This is a genomic window from Olavius algarvensis spirochete endosymbiont, from assembly GCA_900608495.1.
In the GTDB taxonomy this organism is placed as follows: Bacteria; Spirochaetota; Spirochaetia; order DSM-2461; family DSM-2461; genus UBA2779.
Window position 1 is genome coordinate 1 of record UWYT01000087.1, and the last position, 26621, is coordinate 26621.

At 47.0% G+C, this 26621-nt stretch carries 24 protein-coding genes; 3 read left to right on the forward strand and 21 right to left on the reverse strand.

Annotated features, from left to right (window positions below):
• The 12 genes from S1OALGB6SA_RS01940 to S1OALGB6SA_RS01995 form a co-directional block, all read right to left on the reverse strand.
• Nucleotides 1–665: ATP-binding cassette domain-containing protein (locus S1OALGB6SA_RS01940; protein ID WP_148083999.1), on the reverse strand; the 665-nt coding region annotated here is incomplete at its 3' end.
• Nucleotides 666–671: 6 nt separating this feature from the next.
• Entirely contained in the window at nt 672–1649 is a 978-nt protein-coding gene (locus S1OALGB6SA_RS01945) for an ABC transporter permease (protein WP_077067619.1), read from the reverse strand.
• A gap of 71 nt (nt 1650–1720) precedes the next feature.
• Complete coding sequence (locus tag S1OALGB6SA_RS01950; protein WP_037563683.1) at nt 1721–2662, reverse strand: substrate-binding domain-containing protein; 942 nt, start codon at nt 2660–2662, stop codon at nt 1721–1723.
• Nucleotides 2663–2840: 178 nt separating this feature from the next.
• Nucleotides 2841–4688, reverse strand: coding sequence for an ROK family protein (locus S1OALGB6SA_RS01955; RefSeq protein ID WP_124032374.1), 1848 nt, complete (start codon nt 4686–4688; stop codon nt 2841–2843).
• Nucleotides 4685–5599 carry a glycyl-radical enzyme activating protein gene (locus tag S1OALGB6SA_RS01960; protein WP_052080220.1) on the reverse strand — a complete coding sequence of 305 codons (915 nt, stop codon included), beginning with the start codon at nt 5597–5599 and terminating at the stop codon, nt 4685–4687. Before S1OALGB6SA_RS01960 ends, S1OALGB6SA_RS01955 begins: the two co-directional genes overlap by 4 nt.
• Nucleotides 5596–7965, reverse strand: a complete 2370-nt coding sequence (locus S1OALGB6SA_RS01965) for a glycyl radical protein (protein ID WP_200881718.1) — start codon at nt 7963–7965, stop codon at nt 5596–5598. Before S1OALGB6SA_RS01965 ends, S1OALGB6SA_RS01960 begins: the two co-directional genes overlap by 4 nt.
• Nucleotides 7966–8343: 378 nt before the next feature.
• A complete protein-coding gene (gene dhaL, locus S1OALGB6SA_RS01970; RefSeq protein ID WP_037563687.1) occupies nt 8344–8967 on the reverse strand; it encodes a dihydroxyacetone kinase subunit DhaL in 624 nt (207 codons plus the stop codon).
• Nucleotides 8968–8973: 6 nt separating this feature from the next.
• Complete coding sequence (locus S1OALGB6SA_RS01975) at nt 8974–9987, reverse strand: dihydroxyacetone kinase subunit DhaK (RefSeq protein ID WP_037563689.1); 1014 nt, start codon at nt 9985–9987, stop codon at nt 8974–8976.
• A 16-nt stretch (nt 9988–10003) separates the two neighbouring features.
• A complete protein-coding gene (locus S1OALGB6SA_RS01980) occupies nt 10004–11044 on the reverse strand; it encodes an ABC transporter permease (RefSeq protein WP_052080221.1) in 1041 nt (346 codons plus the stop codon).
• The gene (locus S1OALGB6SA_RS01985; protein ID WP_037563690.1) at nt 11041–12039 is read right to left on the reverse strand and encodes an ABC transporter permease; all 999 of its coding nucleotides are present in this window, start codon (nt 12037–12039) and stop codon (nt 11041–11043) included. Before S1OALGB6SA_RS01985 ends, S1OALGB6SA_RS01980 begins: the two co-directional genes overlap by 4 nt.
• Before the next feature lie 13 nt (nt 12040–12052).
• A complete protein-coding gene (locus tag S1OALGB6SA_RS01990; protein WP_124032376.1) occupies nt 12053–13546 on the reverse strand; it encodes a sugar ABC transporter ATP-binding protein in 1494 nt (497 codons plus the stop codon).
• A 91-nt stretch (nt 13547–13637) separates the two neighbouring features.
• The gene (locus tag S1OALGB6SA_RS01995) at nt 13638–14639 is read right to left on the reverse strand and encodes an autoinducer 2 ABC transporter substrate-binding protein (RefSeq protein WP_124032377.1); all 1002 of its coding nucleotides are present in this window, start codon (nt 14637–14639) and stop codon (nt 13638–13640) included.
• Between the two features lie 265 nt (nt 14640–14904).
• Here S1OALGB6SA_RS01995 and S1OALGB6SA_RS02000 point away from each other — a divergent pair, with 265 nt between their 5' ends.
• Nucleotides 14905–15930, forward strand: a complete 1026-nt coding sequence (locus tag S1OALGB6SA_RS02000; protein WP_124032378.1) for a LacI family DNA-binding transcriptional regulator — start codon at nt 14905–14907, stop codon at nt 15928–15930.
• A gap of 124 nt (nt 15931–16054) precedes the next feature.
• Here the strand turns inward: S1OALGB6SA_RS02000 and S1OALGB6SA_RS02005 are convergent, their stop codons facing one another.
• From S1OALGB6SA_RS02005 to glmS, 4 genes are all read right to left on the reverse strand, one after another.
• Nucleotides 16055–17164, reverse strand: coding sequence for a VWA domain-containing protein (locus S1OALGB6SA_RS02005; protein WP_124032379.1), 1110 nt, complete (start codon nt 17162–17164; stop codon nt 16055–16057).
• Between the two features lie 149 nt (nt 17165–17313).
• Nucleotides 17314–17862: a hypothetical protein gene (locus S1OALGB6SA_RS02010; RefSeq protein WP_124032380.1), complete on the reverse strand. Its 549-nt coding sequence runs from the start codon at nt 17860–17862 to the stop codon at nt 17314–17316.
• Nucleotides 17838–18158, reverse strand: a complete 321-nt coding sequence (locus tag S1OALGB6SA_RS02015) for a hypothetical protein (RefSeq protein WP_124032381.1) — start codon at nt 18156–18158, stop codon at nt 17838–17840. The genes S1OALGB6SA_RS02010 and S1OALGB6SA_RS02015 overlap by 25 nt, the downstream gene beginning before the upstream one ends.
• 360 nt (nt 18159–18518) lie before the next feature.
• Nucleotides 18519–20342 (reverse strand): glutamine--fructose-6-phosphate transaminase (isomerizing), encoded by a 1824-nt coding sequence (gene glmS, locus S1OALGB6SA_RS02020; RefSeq protein WP_124032382.1) that lies wholly within the window; start codon nt 20340–20342, stop codon nt 18519–18521.
• 50 nt (nt 20343–20392) lie between these two features.
• Between glmS and S1OALGB6SA_RS02025 the strand changes: the two genes are divergently transcribed.
• The gene (locus tag S1OALGB6SA_RS02025) at nt 20393–21475 is read left to right on the forward strand and encodes a lipoprotein TP_1001-related protein (RefSeq protein ID WP_124032383.1); all 1083 of its coding nucleotides are present in this window, start codon (nt 20393–20395) and stop codon (nt 21473–21475) included.
• A gap of 71 nt (nt 21476–21546) precedes the next feature.
• Here S1OALGB6SA_RS02025 and S1OALGB6SA_RS02030 read toward each other — a convergent pair whose 3' ends face one another.
• The 5 genes from S1OALGB6SA_RS02030 to S1OALGB6SA_RS10035 all read right to left on the reverse strand — a co-directional run bounded on the left by S1OALGB6SA_RS02030 (nt 21547) and on the right by S1OALGB6SA_RS10035 (nt 26012).
• The gene (locus S1OALGB6SA_RS02030) at nt 21547–22311 is read right to left on the reverse strand and encodes a hypothetical protein (RefSeq protein ID WP_124032384.1); all 765 of its coding nucleotides are present in this window, start codon (nt 22309–22311) and stop codon (nt 21547–21549) included.
• A gap of 54 nt (nt 22312–22365) precedes the next feature.
• Nucleotides 22366–23520 (reverse strand): glycosyltransferase, encoded by a 1155-nt coding sequence (locus tag S1OALGB6SA_RS02035; protein ID WP_124032385.1) that lies wholly within the window; start codon nt 23518–23520, stop codon nt 22366–22368.
• A 67-nt stretch (nt 23521–23587) separates the two neighbouring features.
• Nucleotides 23588–24502 (reverse strand): glycosyltransferase, encoded by a 915-nt coding sequence (locus tag S1OALGB6SA_RS02040; protein ID WP_195910242.1) that lies wholly within the window; start codon nt 24500–24502, stop codon nt 23588–23590.
• Between the two features lie 103 nt (nt 24503–24605).
• Nucleotides 24606–25835 (reverse strand): glycosyltransferase, encoded by a 1230-nt coding sequence (locus S1OALGB6SA_RS02045; RefSeq protein WP_124032387.1) that lies wholly within the window; start codon nt 25833–25835, stop codon nt 24606–24608.
• 18 nt (nt 25836–25853) lie between these two features.
• Complete coding sequence (locus tag S1OALGB6SA_RS10035) at nt 25854–26012, reverse strand: hypothetical protein (protein WP_195910243.1); 159 nt, start codon at nt 26010–26012, stop codon at nt 25854–25856.
• Between the two features lie 116 nt (nt 26013–26128).
• Between S1OALGB6SA_RS10035 and S1OALGB6SA_RS02050 the strand changes: the two genes are divergently transcribed.
• Complete coding sequence (locus S1OALGB6SA_RS02050; RefSeq protein WP_124032388.1) at nt 26129–26434, forward strand: hypothetical protein; 306 nt, start codon at nt 26129–26131, stop codon at nt 26432–26434.
• Nucleotides 26435–26621: the final 187 nt, after the last annotated feature.

Here is a 26621-nt window from a genome sequence, read left to right on the forward strand (position 1 = left end):
CACTGGCCGTCCCGGATAACAGTAACCTCGTCGCAGATATGAAAAATTTCGTCCAATTTATGAGAGATGTAGATGATGGACACTCCTTGTTGCTGGATATTCCTGATAATCTGGAAGAGAATTTTCTCTTCCTTTTCGGTAAGAGAAGATGTGGGCTCGTCCATTATCAAGATTCGGGAGTTCACCGAGATAGCCTTGGCGATTTCCACCATTTGCTGATTGGCAATGCTAAGATTATTCACCGTTTCATCAGGATTGATATGGTCTACTCCCAATCGCTCGAGGATGCCCCTGACTATGGCGCTGTTTTCGCTTCGCTTGTAGTAGTTCAGTGGCCCAAGTTTTTCCCGACCAAGCAGGATATTTTCGGCAACTGTCAGGTTCCAGCAGAGGTTGAGTTCCTGGTGTATAATGGTGATTCCTTGTTCCTGGGACTGATGAATGTTAGCGAATTCGACGCTCTCCCCATCCAGAAGTATATTTCCTTCTTCCAGGGAATATACTCCTGATAGAATTTTCATCAAGGTGGATTTTCCCGCGCCATTTTCCCCAAGAAGTGCATGAACGGATTGTTTCCGGAGCTTAAGATTAACCTTGTCCAAGGCCTTTACTCCCGGGAAGTTCTTCTCAATATTTCTCAGTTCCATGATGTATTTATTTGACATTATCCGCTACCTCTTCCTGCTATCCAGGATGACCGCGCTCAGGATGATGAGCCCTCGAACAATCTGCTGGAAGAACGGTGATATCCCCAGGAGGTTCAGACCATTGCTGATGACTCCCAGGATGAGGGCACCTATGAGGGTTCCTGTGATGGTGCCCATTCCTCCGGTGAAACTGGTACCACCCACCACAGTTGCAGCAATGGCGTCCAGTTCATAGCCAACTCCGACATTGGGAGAACCGGACCCCAATCGAGAAGCTAAAAGGATGCCGCTTACGGTAGCTGAAATTCCGGTAAGCGTGTAAGCGGAAATTCTCACCCAATCTATCCGAATCCCGGAGAACCGGGCGGCTTCCTCGTTACCGCCAGTGAGATAGATCTTACGGCCAAGAGAAGTTCGACTCAGAAGGAGATGGTAGAAAATGAAAATCGCCAGCATCGCCAGGATGGAAATTGGCATGAACCCGAAAAGGAAGCGATTCCCGATAATCTTGAAGCTCTCGTCGGTGGTGAACTTGGCCTGTCCATTTACTAGAATAAAGGCCAGGCCCCGAAATATCTGGAAAGAAGCCAGAGTAACGATAAAAGGCGGTAGCTTGATCTTGGTGATCACCATTCCGTTGGAGAAACCCACCAATCCCCCGATGATGAGGACCAGAAGATAGGAGATGAGAAGCGGAATCTCTAATTGTATGAAGAATACTCCCAGAGTCACACCGGCAACCGCTACCATAGATCCTACCGACAAATCGATACCGTTCACCAAGATTACCAGGGTCATGCCGAAGGCGATAATGGCGTTAATGGATATCTGATTCAAGATGTTCCGGATATTCCCCAATTCGAGGAAGATCCATTTATCGCTGTTGTTTCCGATTTTCAGGAGATCAGTCAGTATGAAGATAACGGCACTTAGGCCGAGAAATATCAGAAACGTGCTTGCTTTGGATATTCGACCAGCCAGTAGTTTCCTGGATTCCTTCACAATAGACTCCTCATTTAGAAGGCCTCTCAACTTTGACGTCAAGAGGCCTGTGAGCTGTTAGATAAGTTTGATCAATCGGTTATTTGGGCGCCCTCTTTGGTATAGGTACCGACGGCCACAGGCATGAAATCCGGGAACTCGGTTCTCACGCCATTAATATAATCGACGAGATTCTGCATGGCCGTAGTTCCCATCAAGGAGGGGAACTGAATGGTGTTACCAACTATCTTACCGGCTTCAATGGCGGCCCGGGATTCGTCACCGGCATCATAACCGACAATGGAAATCTGATCCAGCATGTCGGCTCGTTCGACGGCGGACAAAGCACCCAGGGAGGTATCATCGTTCACGCCGAAGATACCTACTAAATCATCGCCGAATCGCTGCATTGCATCTTCGGCTACCACCATGCCCCTGTCCCGCTGACCAACGGCATCGAACACTTCAATGGTGATATTCGGAAAGTTCTTTTTCATGACCTTCTGAAATCCAGCATTGCGTTCCTGGGTGGAGCTGACGCCCGCATGATCCACGATGATGACGGTACCCGAATCAACGTTCCGTTCCTGGAGAGCCCCGGTCATCAGGCCGCCGGCAATTTCTCCGCCTTTATAGTTATCGGAAGCGACGTGGGTGATAGTGTCGGCGCCTTCAACAGCTACGTCCACGCTCACTACCGGGATACCGGCGTCAATTGCCTTCTGAACAGAGGGGCCGAGAGCCTTGGAATCAGTGGGGTTTATTATGATGCCGTCAACTTTTTGCTGGATGAAATCATTCACCTGATTGCTCTGGATTCCGGCGTCGAAGTCACCATCGGTCAGTCGCAGGATGATGTTGCTCTTTTCGGCTTTTTCTTCCATCGCGACTTTCATTTCCTGAAAGAAGGGATGGCGCAGAGACATGAAAGTGACTCCAATAACCAGTTTGTCTTCCTTTTCAGAAGTGCCATTGGCCAAGAGCGCCGTGGAAGCGAGGCTAAGGAAGAGTAGAACCGCAAAAACCTTTTTCATAAAGACTCCTTTTTTCGCGTAACGCGAGTTATAGTTACTGAATTGTCTTCCAGATTACAGATGCAGAATACTGTTAATTCTGATAAAAAGGTGGATAATTCTGAACTGAACTGGAAACTGACAGCCGGATTAAGGTAGAAACGGCGGTTGGTCGGATCGAAGTGATATCACACGCTTTTTACGCTACTGCGAAATGCACAGCCCCTACTGCCTGAGCGAACTGAGCCACGGTGTATCGCCCATCATCCCGAAGCTGACGCATTATTGGTGTCCAGGCCGATTCTTCATCTGCCGCCGTCAGCTCCATTCCAGGCGCAATCCGGGCTGCACCTTCCGCTATGAGGCGAAAACAGACGGGATTTTTCACAAGCCGCCCGAAGAGCACACGGTTGGTTGCCCGAGGATTGAGGATGAACCGGATCTCCTGCCACATAACCGCCAGGTATTCGCCGATTTCCCTGAAAATATCCCGGCATACGCCTTCGCCTTCTCGCTCCGGCAGAGCCATGAGATGTTCCAGAAGCGCCTTACGCATATCCCTGGGTTCCTGTCTTGTATGTATGCTCCCGTCAATCCCATTTTTCAGAAATCCTTTGTCATACAATTCCCTAAGGAGATCGGGACGCTGAGAGGGGAAGTATTTCATCGTCAGTCGGAAAACCCCGCTCTGACTGGTATATTTCTGCAGAGTGCCGGCGATCTTGGTATTGAAATTGTTCAGGCTCCTCAAATCATCGCTTGGGAAACGGCGTTCTGGCCGACATCCCAAATCGATGATGTAGTTGTACACTTCCAGAGGAATTTCCGGCAGATTCCCTTTCTCGTCCAACCATCCTGTGCCGAGCTCTGTACCGAGAGTATGGGCGAGTATTCCATCGTTTATTCCTTCATCTCCGGAGAATGACAATTCCACCGCTGCCGTGAAGGCCGCCATCGGGCCGTCGTTGATATTGCGAACCCGACCGCCTGGTCGACAGTATTTTTCAAGTCGGGTGTCGAGGTTGGTGAGTTGAGCAAAGTCCTGTTCATAGTCGATATCTGGATTGTTCCGGATTCCCCGAGTTTTATAGACTTCCCCTCCAACGATTTTATCTCGAACCACGACATCTGGAAAACAGAGTCCGATTCCGTCGAAACCTTCCAGATTGCCTGCCAGAGCATCTTCTACGTGGGAAATCATCTTTTCAATCTCGTCGTCCGAACTTCCTGCTGCGGATAGGTTATCGAGTGCTGTCTTCCAAACCGCTCCCTCGGGAATCCGTTCCACTGCCGCTCGAACCCGGGCCCACCGGGCCATGAGCAGTATCGGATCAATGAGCTGCTGTGTTCGGATGAATTTAGCCGGGAACCAATCGTATTCTTTGTAGGCGATGATTCGACTGTTCATGAAAAGGACGAGTTTGATGTCGCTTCCGCCGATATCCATTCCGAGAACAGTCTTCCCCTTCAGTTTTCGTGGGAGAATTCTAAGTTTGTGAGCAAGGGACTCATCCTCGCTGCGTTGTTTGTTTTTCGGCGGTGTTCCGAATTGCTTCCGGCTTGATTTGATTTCGGTAAGTCGGAAGGTGAATCGGGAGCTCCCGGGTTTTCGGCGGTCTACGGCGTCGGTTATTCGCTCTGCAACGTTCAGGCAGCGTCCGTAGCCTCGCCGATCCGCCTTGGATGATTCGGGATGAAATTCAGCAATCACTCCGCGAAGAAGATTATCCAGATTTGGGATTTTGCCGGGGCGCAGGAAAGTGAGAGATCGACTGCCGAAGGTGGAGAGAATATTGTATACCGTGGCGCAAAGGTATTCCCGAACCATGTCCAGTTCGGAGGTATCCAGCGCCTTCGGAGCTGGAATCCACAAGGAGAAGGAACGAAATCCGATATCGCCTGCAAGTTCCAGTAGCATGACTATGCATACGCCGTCGGAATCCCCCTCCAGGCTGTCAAACATATCCCGGACCCGAGTGATGAAAACCGACCGTCCCATTTCAGCATCTTCAATGCAATGGTTCAGCTCATCTTTCCAGTTGTTCATGTTGCAACTCTTTCCACACCGGTTTTTCGGAGAACATCGGCGAAATAATCAATTTCTTCGGGGCTGAACCGCCCTGCGTCTCGCGATATCGGCCACGACTGCCCGAAAAGCCGATACTTGTTTTCCGCCATAGGATTGAAGTTCAGAAGTTCCACGGATGGTTGGACAGGCTCAAGGCTCCTGATATAGTCCCCGAGGCCTCTAAGATTGTCTTCAGTTGCGGTGTATTCGGGTATCAATGCAATTCGGATGCGGACCCGGGCGTCCCTGGAGAGGAGATACTCCAGATTCCTCCGAATCGGTTTCCTGTCCGCTCCCAGAATGTTCTTATGAGATTCCGGATCGGCGAATTTATGATCTACGAGAAAAAGGTCGACATAATCTATCACTGCATCAATTGCCGAACGGGGAACGCTGACAGTGGTTTCCACCGCCGTGTGAACGCCATTTTCCCGGCAAATTCTCAAAACTTCCGCCGCGAAGGATGGCTGCATCAGAGGTTCCCCCCCGCTGAGTGTAACACCTCCTTCCGAGACATCGAAGAAATCCCGATCTCGGAGGATTTCCCCGGCTATTTCTTCGGCGGAGACACGACGGCCGTCAAAGGACAGGGCGGCGCTGGGACACTCCTCGACGCAGAGCCCGTTGTTATCGCATTTCCGAAAGTCGATCCGAATATCCAGTTGTGGTTCTTTCCGGGACAGGGCCCCGAGAGGGCAGACGGAAACGCAGATGCCGCAGTGTATGCATCTCGACGGTGTCCAGCACAAATGGATTTTCGGGCTGATTCCTTCGGGATTTTGGCACCAGGGGCAATGGAGGGGACAGCCTTTGAGGAAGAGGGTGGTTCTTAATCCATCTCCGTCATGTAGAGCAAAACGTTTAACGTCGAATATGGTGCCGAATATCATAGTGCTTCAAGATAGGTGGTTCTGGCGATGATTTCTTCTTGAAGATCACCTGCCAGCTCGGTGAAGTAGGCCGTATAGCCAGCCACCCGGACCGTCAGGTTTCGGAATTTTTCCGGTTGTTCGATGGCAGCCCTTAGATCCTCTTCGGTGAAAACATTGAACTGAACATGGCTGATTTTCAATCGGACGAAGGCGCGCAGCATGGCCGAGAATTTCCGGATGCCTTCCTCGGTTTTGAAGAGCTGGGGTGAGAACTTCATATTCAACAGCGTCCCGTTGCTGCCGAGGGCCGAATCTATCCGAGATACCGAACGGAGCAGGGCTGTCGGCCCTGAATTGTCTCGTCCGTAGACTGCTGATATACCGCCGTCGGCCAAAGGAGTCCGGGCATGGCGCCCGTCTGGAGTGGCGCCGACGTTCTGTCCCATTGGGACATGAGCGGATACAGTGTACAGTCCAGTATGGTAGGGACCGCCCCGACGATTGGAAAACTCCTTCAGACGTTTTGCGAAATGCCGAACCCATTTATGTCCCAGTTCGTCCACCCACTCCACGTCGTTCCCATATTTTGCGGCTTTGTTCAACAACCGCTGCCGGAGTATTTCCTGCCCTTCGAAGTTATCTCGTATGGCATTGAGAAGAACTGAAGCCTCCACCTTTCTGTCGTCATACACCAGAGTTTTCAAGGCTGCCAGGCTGTCGGCGATATTGGCAGGCTGTATAGCCTGAATTCCCGATAGATTGTATTGGGCACCCCCATTGGTTACATCCACGCCCGCGTCGATGCAGTTGTCGATTACCGAGGAAAGAAATGGAGACTGAACAATCTCGCCGTGAATGCGATCCACGGCATGGCATAGGGGTATCATCAGGTTGATGAAATGATCGATTTGCTTCCGGAAAGCCTCTTCCAACTCTTCAAAGGAGCCATAATTCTCCAAAGTTCCCAAATTTAATCCGGATTTGCTTCCATCCAATAAATCGATTCCACCGGTGAGGGTTAGTTCCAGAGCCTTCACCAGGTTGAACATCGCCGCATCGCTCCAACCCAGACTGTTGCCTGAAGTAGTGAGTTCCACACAGCCGACGATGGTGTAATTCCAGGCGTCCGACTCGGCAATTCCCACCCCCCGAAGAGCTGGTATCACTGCCTCGTCATTGAAGATTTGTGGCATACCGCTCCCGCAGCCGATGACACGGGAACAGACATTCAGCAAGTCTTCGGGACTGTGCTCGAAGAGTCGCGCCGAGAGGTTCGGTTGGGGCAGTTCGAGATGCTCCTGAGCTTTCAGGAACAAGAAGGATAATGGGTTGGACGCATCGCTGCCGTCGGCATTCTGACCGCCTAAAGCCACATTGAAACCGATGGGGAATCCCGCAAAATACCTGGCCCCGCTGGTGCTTCGCAGATAGACGATTTGATTGAATTTCAGCCAGAGAGCCTCAATAAGTTCCAAAGCCCTGGGGAAATCAAGCGCTCCCCGGGCGATATCTCTCCCGAAGTATGGCATCAAATATTGATCCATCCTGCCCGGGGAGAACGAAGATGCATTGGATTCCATATGAAGGGTAACGAAGAGGAACCACAGGGCTTGAAGAGCCTCATGGAAGTGTTCAGGAGGGCGGGTTGTCAGTGCCGAGCAAATGCGTGAGATGTCCCGGAGTTCATCGGCGAAATTCGGGTTCTCCCGGGCCATTTCCAGGGCCAGTTTCCCATAACGTCCCATGAAGTTCATTGCACCTTCAAGGGTTAGAGCCACGCCCTCGAAGAAGCGATTCGAATCACCGTTCTTCGCCGCCGCAGCTCGAATCTCCTCCAGAATTCCCGCGGGTCCCATACGCAGCCACTTCTCAACGTTGGGACAAATATGTCCTTGAGCATGATCTTTCTGGTTAATCTTCACCACTCGGGCAATCAGGGCTGCCTGCTCACCGATTTCGGCATTTACTGCGTCTTCCAGAGTTTTCCCGTTCCAATAGGGAAACAACTCGTTTCGGAAGTAGGGAATATCTTCGGAATGAACTTCAAATCGGTCTTGAGGACGGGAGGGCAGGGTTTCCAATTCTTTGTTCACCCAGGAGATACCTCCTTCCGGGAACACGACGCCGGCGCGAACGCCGGAAGTTCGGTTGCCGACGATGAGTTCTCCCGGATCGATACGAATCGGCATTTCCCGCAGTGCGGCGGCCAGGGACTTCGCCCGGCGGATATTGACGGGTTCTCCCTCGGTTTCCCGATAAACCCGGGTGATAATTCGTGCCTGATCCATGGAGACGTAACGGGTTTCGGCCAGCATGTCTTTTTTCAGACGCTCAATCCGGTGGGATTTGGGCAGACTTTCGATTTCTCGAACGTATTCTCTCATAATCTCTCCTAACAAGTCAGAAGACTCAATCGGACCAGTAGATTTCCCGTATGTACGAGGCTAATCTGACATCCTCGAAAATTACGTAAGGGTTGAAATCGGCAAAGCATTGGGAAGTATCAACTCTCCTTTTTACAGTATAGGAGAACGCTTCTCATGGTAGCAACTCAGATTTTTGACCAGAAGGTGGATAATACTGAATTCGACCACCGGGATGCAAACAGTCATTTTTATTCTTTATCAGCCTCTCCTGCCAACCTTGCAGCACGGACATTGCTTATTTCAGAACACTGATAATAGGTAGATGTAAATTACGGGGCATGTCGACTCGATAAAGAGAGACTTCATGGGAGGCAATGAGGACAGTGTTGGTTTTTTTCATTTCTCTGATTTGAAGGCTTTCAGCATTCCTTCGACGATGAACAATCCAGCGGTTCCACCGGGGTCCTGCTTACCGATTGACTTCTCCTGGTAGTAAGCGGCCCGCCCATGTCTAGCCATCATCATCTTGGTATTCTCCAAACCGCTTCGTGCGGCAGCGATACCCGCGTCTGCCAGGGTATTCCAATCGTCGGTAGACCCCTCCATGGCCGTGGCTGCAGGATCGATAACATCGATAATGGACTTCTCTCCCGGCTTGCTCTTTCCACGGTCTATCAAAGCATCGGCAAAGGCTCGAAAGAACAAAGCCATGTCAGCAGGAAACAGTTCGATTTTGCCCTTAAGAGCCATACCCCCTCTCATAAATCCAGTTGCAACAAGGGTACCCATAGTGGAAGGTGCGGCTTTGGCAATCTCCATGCCGGTTTTGAAGAATAACTGACCGATATCGGATTCCTCTAGGTTTTTCATCTTGTCGTCAGCAGTATTGAAGGCCATGGTCATGGTTAGGCCTAGATCCCCATCTCCTATTATACTGTCCAGTTCTATCAGGAAATCCCGGTTTTCCTCCATCAGTTTCCGGATACAGTCGATGGCTTTTTTAGCAGTAGAGGCATCCATCAATCACTACACCTCAAGCTGGAACTGTTCGAAGAAGGGCGTTCTGGCAGGCGCAGCCAGCAGTGATTTCAGTTCATCGTCAAGTTTGAAAACAGAGATGGAAAAACCGGCCATCTCCAGGGATGTGGCAAATTCACCAACGTACACCTTAAACACCGAAATGCCTTTCCTTCTCAGAATTTCTGCCACCTTGCGATAAGCCACATAAAGTTCTTCCTTCGGTGTCGCTCCAAGACCGTTCACTAAAACCGAAACTTCATCTCCCGATATATAGGGAAGATCTGGCAGGAGTTTGTCCAACATCTCTCGAACAACATCGTTGGCGGAAAGCAGCTTTCCACGTCGGATACCCGGCTCGCCATGAATACCCATTCCGATTTCCATTTCATCGTCACCGATAATGAACGACGGCTTACCCACTTCGGGAACAACGACTGGAGAAATAGCGACGCCCATGGTTCGAACTGCATCCCCCGCTTTTTCGGCGATTCTTCTCACCTCGTCGAGATTAGCTCCTTCTTCGGCTTTGGCACCGGCGCATTTATAGACGTAAAAAATACCCGCGACACCACGCCGTTTGGCTTCCTCACCTTTGGGAGCGCTGGCAACATCTTCTCCGGCTGCATAGGATACAACCTGGATGTTTTCCATGGCGGCCATCTCGCTGGCCATGTCGAAATTCATTACATCTCCGCCGTAGTTACCATAGATGTAGAGAACCCCCTTGCCTGTATCGATGGCCTTTGTAACTTCCAGCATCCGATCGGAACTGGGGCTTTGGAAAACTCCTCCTACGGAGCAACCATCAAGCATGCCCTTACCGACGTAACCAAGGAACAGTGGTAAGTGGCCGGAACCACCGCCGGTGGCTAGGCCAACCTTACCGTTTTTTGAGATGTCGGATCTGACGATACAACGCACATCATCGGCAACGGACTTCAACTGATCGGAATGAGCTTCCAGGATGCCTTCTAGCATCTCATCAACAAAGGCTTCAGGTTGATTCAGGAATTTTTTCATTGTTTTCTCCTCATAGCTATTCGACCGATTTCGCACCTGCGATATCGGCTTCAAGCCTGTTTTTACGTTCGTTCATAAGATGATTAAAAATCATAATTGAAATCAGAAATACGCCCCAAGTAAAATCCCGAGCAAAATTGTTAAATCGCAGCATATTGAAACCGCTAGACAGGAATTGCAGAGTCACAACGGCGATGGCAACTCCGATTACCCGTCCAAATCCTCCGTGCCAATTTACGCCCGCTAAGAGATTCACCAACACCGCTTGAAGAATATAGCTTCTACCGTAATCGGCCTTCGCCTGATTCGTGCGGGAAATCATCAAAAGACCGGCCGTGGAAGCCAGTAAAGCACTGCTTACATATGCACGCATGAGCATTTTTCGAACTCGAATCCCGGCAAATCGTGCAGCAGTAGCATTGGTGCCGATAAAGTAGATACTCCGGCCGAATTGAGTCTTCCTTAGCAACACTGCGACTACGATGGCGAGTGCTAAGAAAATATACAGCGGCATTGCTAAACCCAGAAATCGTCCATTTCCGACGAACAGAAAGGGTTTGGGAAGATTGGGAATCGCATAACCCCTGGTTATGATGATTGCGATACCAGAAAAAACCTGCCAAGTTCCGAGAGTAACCAGGACAGGATGAATATGAAATGTCGACACCAGGTACCCATTGATAAGACCGGCTATGATACCAAAGATGAAGGCGACACCCACCGCCAGAAAGATATAGAGAGCAATGATGGCTGAAGTGGGATTCTCCGGCATAGCTTCCACCATTAACTTGGCAGCTAGAATACTCGTCAGATTAGCCGTGCCCACAATGGACAGATCGATTCCTCCGGTAATCATACAAATGGTTAGTCCAAGAGAAAGCAATCCCAGTTCCGGGAAAGAATATGACATGGAACGGAAGTTCCTCATTGTGATGAACTTGCCGGGATTAAGGATGGCCATCAGTACGAATATCACAATAGAAATGATGATGAGGCGATTCAAATTATTGTCTTTGGTTTTCGGAAGTTTGATAGGCGAATTGGATAGGATTTTCAACTTCTCACTCTCCTTGGGGTTCTAATCGATTTCACACTTCCAATTTGAGGGATGGCAACGGCAATTAGCAAAACGAAACCCGTCGTAAAACGTTGCCAATAACTTGGGATGCCCATCAAAATCAGACTGTTGTTTATAACGGTTATCAGCATAACGCCCAGAAGAGTTCCGTGAACCGTTCCTCTACCGCCTCCAATAATTGCGCCACCTAAAACTGTAGCCGCGATAACATTCAGCTCGCCACCGACAAGATCGAAGGGATTTGCATTCCTTACATGAGCACTGTGTATAATTCCCGCCAAACCCGCGAGTAAACCAACATAGCAGTAAATGAAGTATTCAATCTTTTTGATGGAGAACCCCGCACGTTTTGTGGCCTGGCGGTCGCCCCCCAGGGCATACACTCCCCTGCCTATAATGGTGTATCGTAAGATAAGCGCCGTAAGAGCGGCCAATGCGAGGTAAACAAAGAAAGAGAAATGGAGTTCGGCGATTTGTCCCGATTCCATTGTTCTCCGGAAGAATGCCAACTTACTGTAAACTACCACCGGTTCAGAAAGCCGATTTATAATCCGCGTATCAATGAAGGTTAAAACAAATCCGCTGTAGGCGCTAAGAGTTCCGAGACTGACAATCAAAGTGGGTAGGCGGAATGTGGAGATAACTGCAGCATTTATAAGCCCCAGCAAAACTCCTATCCCGCCGGAAAACAGAAACGCCAGGATAGTTGGACCCGAGAAATCAATGGCTTCAAAGACCGTTCCCGTGATGTACATCGACACCACGCCGATAGCAGGAAAGGAAATATCTATTTCTCCGGATATCAGAACAAGGAGAACTCCCAAGGCAAAAATACCAGTAACGACCGTGCTTTTCAGTAGGCCGAACAGGTTTCCTATGGAGAAGAATTTCGGATTAATGATACCCACTATGAGTGAAAAGACAATAAGAATCACCGCAATGTAAGACTCGTGTGTTTTCAGCAGTTTTCTCATAGTCGGAACCTACCTATTTGAGGTTTTCTATTTCGGAGATCAATTGATCTTCAACAAAGTCATCCTTATATTCCCGGATGATTTGCCCCTTATGCATCACGAAGACCCGATTGCAGTTCTGGACTACTTCGGGCATATCATCGCTCATAATGATTATGCCTGCTCCATTCGAAGCGAGTTCGCGAAGTCTGGTGTGGATTTCCAGTTTTGAGCCAACATCGACTCCAACGGTTGGTCCATTGAGGATGAATATCCGGGATTCTGCGGCAAGCCACTTGGCAAGAACCACCCGCTGCTGATTTCCCCCCGAAAGGGATTGTGCAGGATTTTCAGAATTCGGAGTGGCAATTTTAAGGGTATCAATCCAAGTCTCAATGATGCTCGACGCTTTCTTGAAGTCGATGAATTTCATACGGTCTTTAATGCGATCGAGAATACTGACAATGATATTGTCTCCTATACTGCGTTCAAGGAATAAACCTTCGATTAGACGATCTTCCGGTACATATGCAATCCCAGCTTTCAGCGCCGCATCCACCGAGTCGATAAGCACCTCCCTACCATCAATTAGCATTCTCCCGGAATTTGCCGGGTGTATGCCGAAAAGAGTAAGCGCAACCTCAGTCCGACCGGAACCAAGTAAACCGGTAATCCCGATGATTTCTCCGGAGGAAAGGTTGAAAGAAACGTTTTCGAACGCTCCCTCTCGTCCGAGCTTATCGACGGAGAGAAGGGGGATTTCATCGTCCGTTGCATCGAAAGTGAACTGATTTCCAGAAATGTGGCGTCCAGTCATATGATAGGTGATACTCGCTTCATCGTATTCGTTTGTCTCACCCTCTGATACCTTGCGGCCATTGCGGAGTATGGTTAGTTTTTCACTGATATCCAGCACTTCCCTGAGTTTGTGACTAACGAACAACGTAGCAATGCCCTCGGATTTAAGCTCGGAAATAACTTCGAATAGACTATCGACTTCATTGTGAGTCAGCGCAGTTGTCGGCTCATCCATAATAACAAGTTTCGCATTATGAAGTAGAGCCCGGGCAATCGCCACCAGTTGTCTGTTGGCTACAGAAAGGGTTTCCACTCTTGAACGCAGTGGTATATCTACCTTGATATGCGCCAAAGCCGATTGGGCTGTTCGCTCCATATCTGCCCAGTTCACCAGTTTTCGGCCTTGCTCCAGTTGAGAATTAATGGCGAGATTTTCTGCTACTGTCAAGTTCGGGAACAAGGAGAAATCTTGATAAATAACCTGAATTCCTTCATGAATCGCATCAATGGGCCTGAGATTGTCGTACATCTGACCGTTTAGGATAATCTGGCCCTCATCAGGTTGATAAACGCCGGCGATGGTTTTAATCAGTGAGGACTTTCCACATCCGTTCTCTCCAGCGAGACAGCGGATTTCTCCGGGGGCAATACTCAAAGAAACATCGCTTAGTGCATAGACACCGGAGAAGCGTTTGTGGATATTTTTAACTTCAACCAATGGAGCAATCATTTTAACTCACGTCTTCGATATCTTCGGAGAAATGCCTCGTTAGATCAATGGGTCCGTTTAGGATCCATTGATCTACAGGACTAAAGCAGATTTAGAAATTGTATTGGTTCATGTTATCTTTGGTTACACCTACCCATGCCGAGCCATAGTACAAATTGGGTTTGGCCGCATCCTGAATGATGCTTTTGTATCCAGTGACACCGAGGTTCGCACCGTTATCGATGCTCTCGCCATTTAGGATACGGACGGCAATCTCGTTCATAGCTCGACCAGCCATCGCAGGGTCCCAAAAGGCGATCATATCTGTTGCGCCGCTCTCCAGATACTGTTCGGAAACAGAAACCAAACTAGTTCCAACAACGGATACTTTGTCTTGAAGTCCGCGTTCCTCAACGGCCAGACCGGCGCCGGGAGCAGTTGTCATAGCACTGCCCTGTATGCCGTCCAATTCCGGATAGGCGGTAAGGAGCTCAAGAGTTTTCTCGTAGGCGATTTGGAAATCATCGAATTCCTCAATCTTGTTTTGAACTAGTTCCATGTCAGGATAATTGGCCTCTTGATAGGCGACGGCGGCATCCACCCATTCATTGTGACTCTTGGACTGCAAACTGCCTACGAAAGTGGCATACGTTCCGGTTCCGCCCATGCGTTGAGCAAGGTTTTCCATTAGAAACTCGCCATAAGCCGCATTGTCAAAGGCTTCTATGATAGCATCCGCGTTTTCCTGTGTGGAGGCCTCGTGACTTACTACTACGATGCCTTCCTCCCTGGCTCTCGCGAGGACCGGTTCGACAGCTTCCACTGAAAAAGGAACAACACAAATGGCGTCAACGCCTTCGGCTATTAAATCCTCTATTATGCGGACCTGCTCGGCTGCATCAGCCTGTGAAGGACCGAGAAGAAAGGTGTCGTAGCCATTTTCTTCACCGTATTCTTCAACACCCACTCTCATTCGATCGAACCAGGCGATTCCATCAATTTTGACAACCGTTGCTATTGTATAGCTGTCGGTATGGCTGTCGTCAGTTCCCCCCGCATAAGCAAACGTGACAAGCAGCGATAGAATTATAGCCACAAACCCTAGCTTTTTCATTAAAACCTCCCTTTTGTTTTAACTAAAATGTAAAAGTCATTATAGCATGTCCAAAAAATCTGTCAAGAAGATCCGAAACTTTGAAATTCCAAATCACTCTAAGAGCCAATAAGGAGTGTAGTGTTGTCGAGATTTCAGTCATTTACACTAAAATATAGTCCCATATTAATGAGAAAACCCAATAGAAGATTACAGTTGGCTATCGATTATTAAAATTTTTAGTTGACAGTTTTGATCCAATGGGAATAGGATTCCCTCAAGAAGCATGACTGTAAAAATGAAAGATATCGCTCAGGAAGCAAATGTATCTCTCGCCACCGTATCCTTTGCGCTTAATAACAAACCAGGTATCAGTGAAGCGACTCGCAGTAAGATTCTCAAGATAGCTGAAAATCTCGGATATAAACCCCTTCAACGCAATTTTGCAATTCCGATTGATCGCGGCACCATCCAGTTTATCCAGATTGTCCGGCATGGGCATACATTGAATCAGGATCACAAAGTCTTTATTGCGGATTATATCGATGGTATCCTTCTCAGAACCAGAACCCTTCCTTACAAAGTTGAGATTAAGTCGTTCCATGCAACGCCCACCGCCGAAATCATCGCCAGGCTCAAAGATCAAACTTACTTGTCGGGAGCTATCATACTTGGAACCGAACTGGGCCGTGGCGATGTCCTCGCGTTCATGGATTGTCCGATTCCGGTCGTATTTCTTGATACCTTTCTCGAGTACGTTCCTCTCGATTTTGTCGACATGAATAACGCTGATTCTGTTTTTTTGGTTTTGGAGCATCTTATTGACAAGGGTCACGATGAAATCGGTATTGTCCGATCCAGCGTACAAACTCGGAATTTCTGGTTGAGAGATAAGGCCTTTCGAGAAGGTCTTGAGTTCTTTGGGAAAAGCTATGATGAGAAGCTCTCTTTTGATGTCGATTCAACAATGGATGGGGCTTATAAAGATATGAAGAAAATTCTTAACAAAGGCGTCCAACTCCCTTCAGCTCTCTTCTGCATCAATGATGCTATTGCGTTCGGAGTGCTCAAAGCACTCAAGGAAAATGGAAACCAGATTCCCGAGGATGTCTCCATAATCGGATTTGACGATCTTCCTGCCTCGGCGGTGCTGGAACCGCCGCTAACTAGTGTAATTGTATCTAAACAAGAAATCGGCAGTGTCGCCTTGAGCCGCCTGAATACTCGAATTGAAAACAAGAATTTACCGCCAGCCAAGATAGTCATTGGGGGGCGGCTGATTGAGAGAGAAAGCGTACTGAGAAAACTCTAGCTGTGGGAGACTATCTGTTTTATTAATCCAGTAGTGGTGATTTTGTTTCATTGCCCCCGGAGGCTTGAACCTTTACAAACTTGTGGACACACTGGAAGCAAAGTTTATTCCACTCCCAGGCATTCTATGGATTCTTCGGGCTGTTCGGAAGCTGAATTGAAAATATTGACACCCCGAGTTTCGAGGCTTCATTTTTTACGAGCTCCGGGGTTATCGCGCCAAGGGGCTCCTCGTGCCCTGGAGCATCACCCAATTGAATAAGCATTCTTTTCGGGGCAGACCAGTTGTATTCGGTTAACCCAGCATAAATACCTTCATCCACAGCCTCCGGCACATCTCTTCCACCTAATGCTGAAATCCGATTCAACTCTCTCTGGAACTCATTCAGACTTTGTACAAATGGCGATGTACGAGTCACAAACGCCTCCTTGTAGTCACGATATTGAACCAATCCGATACGAAAAGATTTGATATTTCCAATTTTGTCTCTAAGCAGAGGAACAAGATTGCCTTTGACATATTCAAGATCGTCCTCCATGCTATCAGTGGCATCTACAACAACTACAACGTCCACTTCTTCCCCACTCGAACTGATTAGTTCGGCAATTAGCTCCACCGCCTCTTGGATATCCCCGACTTCATTTTCACTTGCAGGTTCAGTTTCCACGGCAGTTGGCAATGGAATTTCCTTCATCGACAAAACAAAGGGATTGTCCATCCAGGGGCCTTCATAATCAGCAAAGGGTTTTTCAAAGGTTCGAATATTCAGCCAAGTGCCTCTGCCAACCTCTACCTTCCCCTGTCTGCTCCATGGATAACCATAGGCTAGCTGATACGGTACATGTATTTTGAACGCAAAGCCTAACAATTCATTGGATTCTGGAGTTGAATCAACTAAGAAGAAGAGTTTTTCTCCTGTGTCGAGAAATTCTCCGTTCAGTATCCTTCGCTCATTCCCATTGACGGGGTTGTAGCTTTGCGCTCTGAATGCAAAGGAATCTGACTTCTTTCCCGGATCGGCCGAAGATTCCGTTATCAGTACCGAACCCAGGTGTTCTTTGGCCTTGATATACAAGTCAAAACCCGCAGTATCTTCGGTTATTTCGATATATACATCCCCGGGCAGAATCACTAAATCATTGGCTGATGCTTGGGTAATCACAGAAAAGGTGGCAATCAACAGAATGATAAGGCGACATGGGATGCTAAGTGTGTGTGATTTGTGGCCCATCATTATAATACCATTATCGGGAGTGTATCTAACTGTGCCAAGGGGAACTGAATCGGCAATTAAGGTATCCGATTCTATTGTTGCTCCTGGAGTTCCTGTGAATCAGATGTGGAAATTGCTCTTTTAAGAAAGAAGTGAAACTGGCCTCAATCTCACTGTCGAATTTCCTGATGATTTTCAACTTCTTTCTCCAGAATCTCCTTATACACCTGTTTCATCATGTAATCAGAAACGAACTTCTTAAAAACTTTATCATTAAGGAACTTCTCAGTAAGAGCCTCATTCTGTTCCAGCCGGTCAGCGAACAGATTATCGATTATCTTATTGAACACATAACTGAATCCAACGAGTTTATTCGCCTTCGCGGCGGTCCTGATCTTCTCATCATTAACGGCATCCTCTTGAACAGAATTAATGAACAATTCGTCGGCCGGGGTGAAGTCGGTTTTGAATCGTTCATTCAAGATATCGATGATTTTCGACAATTTTTTTTCAACCGGTTCAGTCTGACCGGTACCGACGTTGGCCGCTCCGTAAACAGGAGTCTCTTCCTCGGCCATTAACTTGATGGAGCCTTCGGAAATTTTCTGTAATCGATAGTACTTGAGTTCCACATCCTCATCGAGATTGAGAACGGAGCTCTTATCTCTTCGGGGCAGCTTGTTACGGAGGAACCTCAGATATGTGTATAGTTTTTCCAAATCCGTATCTCGAGATAAGGAATAATCTGAGAAAGAAAGGAATACAGATTTCTGAATTTATCGAGGGTAAGTCTAAAATCCTCTTTCTCGAAATCTTTCAATCCCACAAATCGGGAAACGCTCTTATTAAGGATACTGTTCATACAGGAGTGATCTTTGGGATTCAATTTCTTTTTGGATGAAAAGAAGAATCTGCAGAATTCGTTTACTTCTTCTTCGAAGTAGACACTGAACCCTTTTAGTTTATTCTGAAATTCATAGAGTTGTCCGTATTCGGCACGTTCCCCGACAACCACTCATGGACAGTATCTCCACAACTTCCCAATCTTCCTACCTGGAATCCTCACTATACCAGCAGGTTGGACTCGGCAACCTCGAGGGAGGGTTCCTTAATCGTGAATACCTTATCGTCATCTCATATCCATGATGTGATGGAGGGGTGGGTGGAACTGTCAAATACCGCCAATAATTGATTTGAAAGGTGAACGTTCCTTTAGATATCATATTCAGAAAGCCGGATATATCAATTGAGTTCTCAATCGTGAAACTATCATCCCGTGACGGTGTTCCAGATTCCCCGGGATGAGATTTGGAGATAGGAATCCTGGTGCAGGGAGTTGAACTTCACTACGAGGTTCTTCCGAGAATCAATAAACCTATTCCACCGTAACACTTTTTGCGAGATTTCTAGGCCGATCGACGTCACATTTGAGTTCCAGTGCGCAGTAATAGGCAAATAGCTGAAGCGGAACAACTGTCAGGAACGGATAGAAATTCTGTTCCGTTTTCGGTATTTGGAAGATGTCGTCGGCGATATGAGAAATCTGCGTATCACCCTCTGTGCTTATGGCTATTATAGAGCCATTACGCGCTTTTACTTCTTTCATTGAGGAGAGAATCTTGTTATATAGGTAATCATCGGGCACTAGGAATATACTCGGAGTCTGGGGGTTGATTAGGGCTATGGGGCCGTGCTTAATCTCCGCAGAGCTATAACCTTCAGCATGGATGTATGCCACTTCTTTGAGCTTGAGAGCGCCTTCCAGGGCGACGGGGAAATTTATCCCTCGGCCCAGAAAAAGGAAGTTCTTTGCCTTACAGTATTTCCTGGCTAATTGTTCGATTTTGTCCGCGTTGTTAAGTATTTCTTCTATCTGATTCGAAATATTCAAAAGGTGCTTAAGAAATTTTTTGCCTTCGGGCCAGGTCATATGGCGCATCCGTGCCATCTTGAGCGTGAAAAGGTACATCGCCGCAAGCTGGTTTGCGAATGCCTTAGTGGAAGCTACAGCTATTTCCGGACCCGAGTGGATATATATCCCGCCATGAGCTTCACGAGCAATGCTGGCACCAACTACATTGGATATGGCAAGTACCGGAGCACCCTTCCGCTGGAGTTCTCGTACAGCCATAAGTGTATCAATGGTTTCACCGGATTGGCTCACCGCTATGTACAATGTGCCCTGTTCCACAACCGGATTACGATAGCGAAGCTCTGATGATAATTCCGTTGTAGTCGGGATTCGTGCAAGTGTTTCCAAAAGATATGCGATAACTCGTGCTGCGTAGAAACTGGTTCCGGCAGCCGTAATAGTTATGCGTTTAACCGAAAGCAATTCGGTATCGCTCATATTCAAGCCGCCCAATACCGCGGTTGCTTGTTGCTCATCAATTCGGCCGCTCAGCGCCCGGGGGATTGATTCGGTCTGTTCATGGATTTCCTTCAGCATATAATGAGGGTAGCTTCCCTTTTCCACTTCTTGAAGTTTCCAGGAAATAACTTCGATTTTTTTGTTAATCGGCTGATTTCGCATGTTGCTCACTTCATAAGCATTCGAATTCATACTTACAATCTCACTATCTTCCAAGTAGATAACCTGCTTCGTGTGAGCACGAACGGCGCTGACATCGCTAGCAATAAGCATTTCCTTGTCAGCAAGTCCGATAATCATTGGCGAGCCATTTCGAACACCTACAATTTGATTCGGGTGGTCAACATGAATAGCGAGAATTCCATACGTTCCTTCCAGCAGGCTGGCAGTTGATTTCACAGCAGTTACGAGATTTCCTTCATAAAAGGATTCAGTTAGATGGGCAATAACCTCGGAATCCGTTTGACTGATGAACCTGTGGTTTTCGCTGTCTAGTCGTTTTTTCAGACTTGTGTAGTTTTCAATAATTCCGTTATGACAGATGGCGATTTTTCCGGTGCAATCAGTATGAGGATGCGCATTTATATCGTTCACCTTGCCATGGCTGGCCCAGCGAGTGTGCCCAATCCCCCAATGTCCTTCAAGTATATCCGGAACGATTGCCCGCAGGATTTCAATTTTTCCCGCTTTTTTATACAGTTGAAGATTGCTCTTATGAACTACAGCTATTCCGGCGGAATCGTAACCGCGATATTCAAGCTGCTTCAAGCCGGATAGCAGGAGCTGGGCGGCGTTCCTGCTTCCACAATACCCAATTATCCCACACATTTTCACTCCCTGTTCAAGTGAGAACTAAATCTCGTTCGTTGTTATCCCATATGAATACACGATTATATGCAATAAAATCCATAATACTTGTCCGGCAAATTGGAGGCTTTTTCAAATTTTCCACCGCGATAATACTGTTCAGTGTTCTGATTATGCCAGGCTGTGCCCCCGATTCCAATTCCAGGAAATCACCTTTTTCCGTAGATCTCTTGCCGCCGGTATTACAGTCAGCCGAAATAGTAGACGAACGACATCTGCGATTCATATTCGACGAACCGCTTGCAGCGAACGAGATAAACCCGGTTGTCAATCCGCCTATGATTGTCAATACCTTTGATATCGAGGATGAACAGCTTACCATTGGTTTTGAAACGGATCAGGAAATCGGTCGTGAATACACGATCCGAATGAGTGTCACAGATGAATCGGGCAATTCCCTGTCTTTTCTGTATGGCTTTAGCGGATGGAATCCCAGGATACCTGGAATATTGATAAACGAAATAAATCCCCGCGGTTCGGGGAATACTCCCGATTGTATTGAATTATTCGTCACCAAAGCGGGAAATCTCGGCGGTCTAATCCTGCTTATTGGAACGAAAAACAAATACAAAGAGAGTTTTATCTTTCCGGCAGTTGAAGTTCCGGAAGGCGAATACATCCTTGTTCATACAAAGGCGGAAGGTATTCCTGAAGAAATAGATGAAATCTCAACGCTGAATTTGTCGGGAGGAAAGCTTGCATCAGAGACAGCAAGAGATTTTTGGATGAGAGGTGCCCCGGGACTTCCCGGAAACAACGGGGCGGTAACGCTATATGCGCGTAAGAATGGAACCATGCTTGATGCCATACTCTGGTCGGATCGAGAAGATGACAGAGAAGATGAAAGACTTGGATGGACTAAAGACGGTTTCATCTTCGCCAGCGATTTAGCTGAAGCCAAGGCATGGAATTCGGTATCTGGTGGGGTTCCCGCTCCCTCGGATGCAGCCGATGCAAACTTCTCAACTTCCACCCGGTCCATTTGCAGATCCTCAGTGCCAAATGATACAGACAGTGCGAGAGATTGGCACATTGTTCCAACAAGAGGCCAAACTTTTGGAGCTATCAATACAGACAGAGTGTATGAACCATAGACACATCCAGTCTTGAATCTGACAGACAACCGCGCAAATGATGAGAAGTTCTATTTTCGAAGTTCAGTCTATCAATTCCTCTTTAAGTCACTGATTCTGAAGTCGCTTATAACTTCATACACGAAGCCGATTGCTTCTCTAACTCCCTGATTTGGGGCGACGAGAGAAACCCCTCGTTCATAAATCTCCAGCAAGTCGTGCAAATAAAAGGCAACCGTCTTAATTGCTTCCCTGCCTTCCTTCATTCTGTTCTTCTGCGAAGTGGTGGGAGCGGTTAAGGCTCTTCTATATGGTTCGAGTTCTTCTGGGAGACGTCCTTCGCGGGTTGGAACCAGGCGCCAAAATCTCTGTTCAATACTGATTCTATCCATTTGCCCCGTACGCGGGTGAACTCGCTTAAGATATGATGCCAGAGAATCCCAGTGTTGCTTATCCAGCAGATGCATAGCACCATATAGCTTACAGACTTCCAGATCGGCATTTTGATGTATATTCACTGAGGGGTAATGTTCAATGCGTTTCTTGTACTCATTCAGAATTCTGTCTGCGAAGGTTTCGCCGGCCAATCTCCTGCGCCTAACTTCGTTCATCGTTGATTCAATGCACTGTTTCTCTACTGTTTTGTCCTTTAGTTTTTTGTAAGTCTTTATTTCCTCGCCGAGAAATTTCTCAGGATCGCGACCAGCGTTCTCGGCATGACGTACCCTGTCATTAAACGCTTTCAGTAATTCCGGACTTAGAGCATAATCAAATATCAAGTGCTCATAATCAGAGATTAATCGGTCGAGAACAGTCCTAATGCCCTTTTTGTTATACTTCCGCCCACTTCCCAACACTGTACTATTATGTACAAGTCCGGTCTCGATGACAAGAATGGAATTAGACCTTGATTATTTTGTTAACCTTCGGCGTGTTTCAATTACTTCGTTGTAAATAGTCTGCAGTCTTGGAATCACCACAGTCTCGGAATAAAGACTCACTGCCTGTTGGCGTATGGCATCCCTATCCCAATTATGCGCCAACGCCTCTTCCAGAGCGGCCGCGTAGGCCCGCATGTTCAATTGCGTAACTATTCCATTCAAACCGTTAACAACAATTTCCTCCGGCCCCCCACAGCGAGTCACTACTGCGGGTACCCCTACCGACATAGCTTCGACAACGGCAATCCCAAAGGTTTCGTAAGAGCTTGGCATGCAATAAATGCGGCTTTTCCGGAGCAGATTACGAACTCCTACCATATCCTTATATCCAAGAAAATCGACGTGACTCTCCAACCCCAGATATTTCGCCAAATTTGCCAATTTTCTCTTCATTGGCCCTTCGCCGACAATACCTAATTTGAGTCCCCGTTTTCCCGGTGAGAGTTTTGAAAAAGCCTCTATTAGCATTTTATGATTCTTTTTCGGCAGCAGGTGGCCAACCGACAAGAAATCATAACAAGCCCCCCCCATATTCCCCGGTGAAAAAAAAGAAGTGTCAATGAAGTTGGGTAGAACCCCGAATGTCAATCCAGTTCCAAGTTTTAGAAGTTTCGCAAACGCTTTGCTAACGGCCAACCTCAAATCGGCGGCTTCAAAACAACGTCTGGCCCAATTCAATTCCCATTTACTCAAGATATTTCTCGCAAAACCTGTATAATGCTCGGTGATAACTATCGGGACATTGATTCTGTCGCGGAGCCACAATGCCAATGAACCAGATTCATAAGTGTGGACATGGATGATATCAGGTCGATATCCCTTACTCTCCAATTGCCGAATTAGTCGACGTCCAATAATGCCTCGAACCGCTCTATCTATACGTTTGAAGTGAACCTTAGGGAGAAAAAACAAAATCTCCCTAAGGTTTCCCATATGGTTTTCACGATTCCCAAGCAACAATTTTCGTTGTTTGAAAATCCATTTACAGGAATAAGGAGCGGAATAAACAACTGTTACTTCCAAATCATACTTGGCTAGAGATAGTGCCTGAGTTCTAACATAGGGGGCAAAATCCGGTTTCATTTCATTGGGATACCAGGAAGGAAGGATAAGAACTCTTTTCAAAACTACCTACTCGGACTTCAATCGAGCCAACAACATCAAGCCAACTTTGGCAAATTCTCCGGCAATTTCATGCTAAGATACCATCGACATATTTTTGCAGCATGCTCCCGAAAAGCACATTATTGTCCTTGAAATATTCGCAGTCGATATCTTGAATACTCGACGTTCGGAATGTCGAAGAGGAAGAGTACCAGTGAATGGCATATGAGATGGATAAATCACAGAATTTATCAATATCGACTCGTTTATATCTTCGGAACAGGTGTTTTGTAAGCCCGGGTGCTGAGGGATAAAAATAATCGGGTTGAAGTATATCGACGCTGTCGGCCATATCTGGATTTGCCACTGCCTCTTGTAATGAAAAGGGCCCTGGTTTTAGAGGTATGTTCATTTCCATCGCCCCATAATGGTTGAGTTTTTCAATCACTCCTGTTACAAAACTCCCGGATTTCTCTGATCCGAATACAGCGCCATTTACTGTTGGTACATATGCTCCTAATCTGTTGTAGAGAGCATAGCCATGAGGAATTTTCTCACATATATTGCGCAATTTCACTAGCAAAAGACTCCTGACTTTTTTAAGCCTGTCGCGAATACTTGTTGGATGCAGGATATATTCTGGGAAGAGTATTTTTTCCCTGCCTAGAAATGCGGTTTTACTTGTTCGGAGCAATAATTCTTTTAATGATCGCAGAACCACAATGTCCAGATCCAAATACACCCCGCCATATAGATAGAGTACGGCATATCTCAATATATCAGATTGGATTAGAGGATTTCTTTCGATTAAGTCTCTTTGCTTTCCGAGGTGAAACAGAAGCCGGTTGTCACTTGAGAAAACCTTGTCAAAATCCAACTCCTGTAGAACTACCCCCGGTAATCTGCCGAGTTCATAAAACCATTTCTCGTCGGCTCCAAGGTATTTATGATGAACGAATATCTTATCAAAACCGCCGTTCTTAACCGCGCTATAGACTGACAAGTAATATAACCAGGGGAAATTAGACCCAATCCATATGAAATGTGCCTGATTAGGAATCATAGTATATACCTACCTCGTGAACCCACGTCAAAATTTAGACCAGTTATACAATAGATTTTCGAATAACATTCTTTGTCAGAATCAACAACCAGGAAAACATCTCTTTCATCAAATTCTTTACAAATGGTGTATTGTTCAGATATTTCTTTCGAAGGAAACGTTCCTGTTCTTTGCTTATTTTCTTTCTTGTCCCTTTATGATTGCTGACTGTCTTCTCAATGAGTTCTATCCACTGATAGCCAATCTTAGAAATCCTATACTTCTGAGCTTCCTTCTTCGCATTCCTACTCATTTTTTCAACCATAGCTTCATTGTCCATGAGTACGCTCATACACCGGGCAAAATTGACCTCCGTCATATCATCGGCAAGTAGACCTGTAAACCCGTTTTTAATCAGTTCATTAACTCCAGAGCAGGCACGGAACCCAATTGCAGGTAAACCATAGTGATAGCCCTCTATAATTACCATTCCGAAGCCCTCATACCTCGATGGAAGGCATAGAAATGCGGCATTACTATACTCGCTGTGAAGATTATCAAGTTCTCCTATCAATTCAACTTGCTTTGTTAAATCAAGTTGATGTATTAATTTATGGTATTTCTTCTTGCTGCCATCTACATCTCCACCGATGATTCTTATTTTCCAATCTGGATACTTATGTCTAATCGTGGCAAATGCCTTGATTAGAATCGAGAACTGCTTAACTCTATCCTCCAGTCTTCCAACAGCAATAATGGTTTTGTTAGCTTGTCTCTTATTGCCAAGAATTGGTTTCTCAATGGCGTTCGGGATTATAGTTACCTTATCCCTAAGATGCACTCCAAGCGACTCACGGTAGGAAGGAAGTAACAGGTGTATTGAATCGGCGAAAGTCATAACCAACTGTCTTTCGCTGCGTTCCCACATTTCCTGCTCAATTTTCCAGGGATTTGAATGCTCGGAGAGTATCAATGGGATATTTGAGTGTTTCATGATGTGTGGCCACCATCTCATTGCGGCCCCAACCGTCATCGCGATTACAATATCGGGTTTTGTTCCCAGTATTGCTTCGCGAATTTTCTTCCTGCAAATCTGCGTGTCAACCCATTTGCTGTTGATAAGTATTGCGCCCCTGGGTAGCTGATGGAAGGGCTTTGCTTTCACACTCGACGAATTGACTACCACTGTCAGAGAATGGCCTCTCTGCACAAGAGCCTTGCAGATAATTGAAGCGGCTTTCCCCAAACCACCGGCAGACTTGGTTAGGTTCCAAATTGCAATGCAAATATTCATGTCATTTCGGATTGAAAACTAGTCATCTCTAAAATCATCTTCGGAAAATTTGAGAGGCAGCTTATCTTTCTCAAAGTCATTCATCTTCCGAATACCACCTCCTGGCGCCAATATCCGACGCGTCCAGTCCATCGAAGAGATTATTATATTCGGAAACCGAACGCCACAGGTTTTCATCTCATAAATCAAATAGCAGGCATGCCATCGCCGGCAATGCACCCTGTGTTTATCAGAATCGAGGAAAGCTCCTCATGGTTTGTTTCAAACCAAGTCTCATCTCCGTAAGATTTTGGATGTCTTTTGCTACTCTACTTGAGATTCATGATATACGAGGTTTAGCTGTTGCGAGTATCATGCCTGTCAACAAACTCGATTATTTACGAGAATACCAACGCTGCAAATCCAAACATTCCAGAGTAGATTCGTTTCAGGAAGGAAATCGTGCTTGGGATGGTATTCAGAAATATTCCCGATGTGGATTTCGAGAAATACCTCGCCAGATTCGCCCCTGCCTCCGCAAGCTCCCTGGCTGCAAGCCGGGGGTGGGAATAACTCCCAGGCGAGATGGGCAGTCTAACCGCAGGGCCCCAGGGGCTTAAGACGCAGTCAGTTCTGCGGCCCTTCCTGATTTCGCGCTAAGAAATCTCATGATTTCCTCATTCCCCCCGCTCAAGCACCGTATCCCTTATCAGCATCCATGCCTTAAATAGTTGGTGAGTCAAAACTCCAAGGCAGAGTCTCATGATGTGGAATACTTGCCCTCCGGAAGATATGGATAGACCGATT

Excerpts from the sequence above, each read along its gene's own strand:
- S1OALGB6SA_RS01950 (WP_037563683.1), bottom strand. The coding sequence starts at position 2,662 with ATGAAAAAGGTTTTTGCGGTTCTACTCTTCCTTAGCCTCGCTTCCACG.
- S1OALGB6SA_RS01955 (WP_124032374.1), bottom strand. The coding sequence starts at position 4,688 with ATGAACAACTGGAAAGATGAGCTGAACCATTGCATTGAAGATGCTGAA.
- S1OALGB6SA_RS01960 (WP_052080220.1), bottom strand. The coding sequence starts at position 5,599 with ATGATATTCGGCACCATATTCGACGTTAAACGTTTTGCTCTACATGAC.
- S1OALGB6SA_RS01965 (WP_200881718.1), bottom strand. The coding sequence starts at position 7,965 with ATGAGAGAATACGTTCGAGAAATCGAAAGTCTGCCCAAATCCCACCGG.
- dhaL (WP_037563687.1), bottom strand. The coding sequence starts at position 8,967 with ATGGATGCCTCTACTGCTAAAAAAGCCATCGACTGTATCCGGAAACTG.
- S1OALGB6SA_RS01975 (WP_037563689.1), bottom strand. The coding sequence starts at position 9,987 with ATGAAAAAATTCCTGAATCAACCTGAAGCCTTTGTTGATGAGATGCTA.
- S1OALGB6SA_RS01985 (WP_037563690.1), bottom strand. The coding sequence starts at position 12,039 with ATGAGAAAACTGCTGAAAACACACGAGTCTTACATTGCGGTGATTCTT.
- S1OALGB6SA_RS01990 (WP_124032376.1), bottom strand. The coding sequence starts at position 13,546 with ATGATTGCTCCATTGGTTGAAGTTAAAAATATCCACAAACGCTTCTCC.
- S1OALGB6SA_RS01995 (WP_124032377.1), bottom strand. The coding sequence starts at position 14,639 with ATGAAAAAGCTAGGGTTTGTGGCTATAATTCTATCGCTGCTTGTCACG.
- S1OALGB6SA_RS02000 (WP_124032378.1), top strand. The coding sequence starts at position 14,905 with ATGACTGTAAAAATGAAAGATATCGCTCAGGAAGCAAATGTATCTCTC.
- S1OALGB6SA_RS02005 (WP_124032379.1), bottom strand. The coding sequence starts at position 17,164 with ATGATGGGCCACAAATCACACACACTTAGCATCCCATGTCGCCTTATC.
- glmS (WP_124032382.1), bottom strand. The coding sequence starts at position 20,342 with ATGTGTGGGATAATTGGGTATTGTGGAAGCAGGAACGCCGCCCAGCTC.
- S1OALGB6SA_RS02025 (WP_124032383.1), top strand. The coding sequence starts at position 20,393 with ATGAATACACGATTATATGCAATAAAATCCATAATACTTGTCCGGCAA.
- S1OALGB6SA_RS02045 (WP_124032387.1), bottom strand. The coding sequence starts at position 25,835 with ATGAATATTTGCATTGCAATTTGGAACCTAACCAAGTCTGCCGGTGGT.
- S1OALGB6SA_RS10035 (WP_195910243.1), bottom strand. The coding sequence starts at position 26,012 with ATGAAAACCTGTGGCGTTCGGTTTCCGAATATAATAATCTCTTCGATG.
- S1OALGB6SA_RS02050 (WP_124032388.1), top strand. The coding sequence starts at position 26,129 with ATGTCTTTTGCTACTCTACTTGAGATTCATGATATACGAGGTTTAGCT.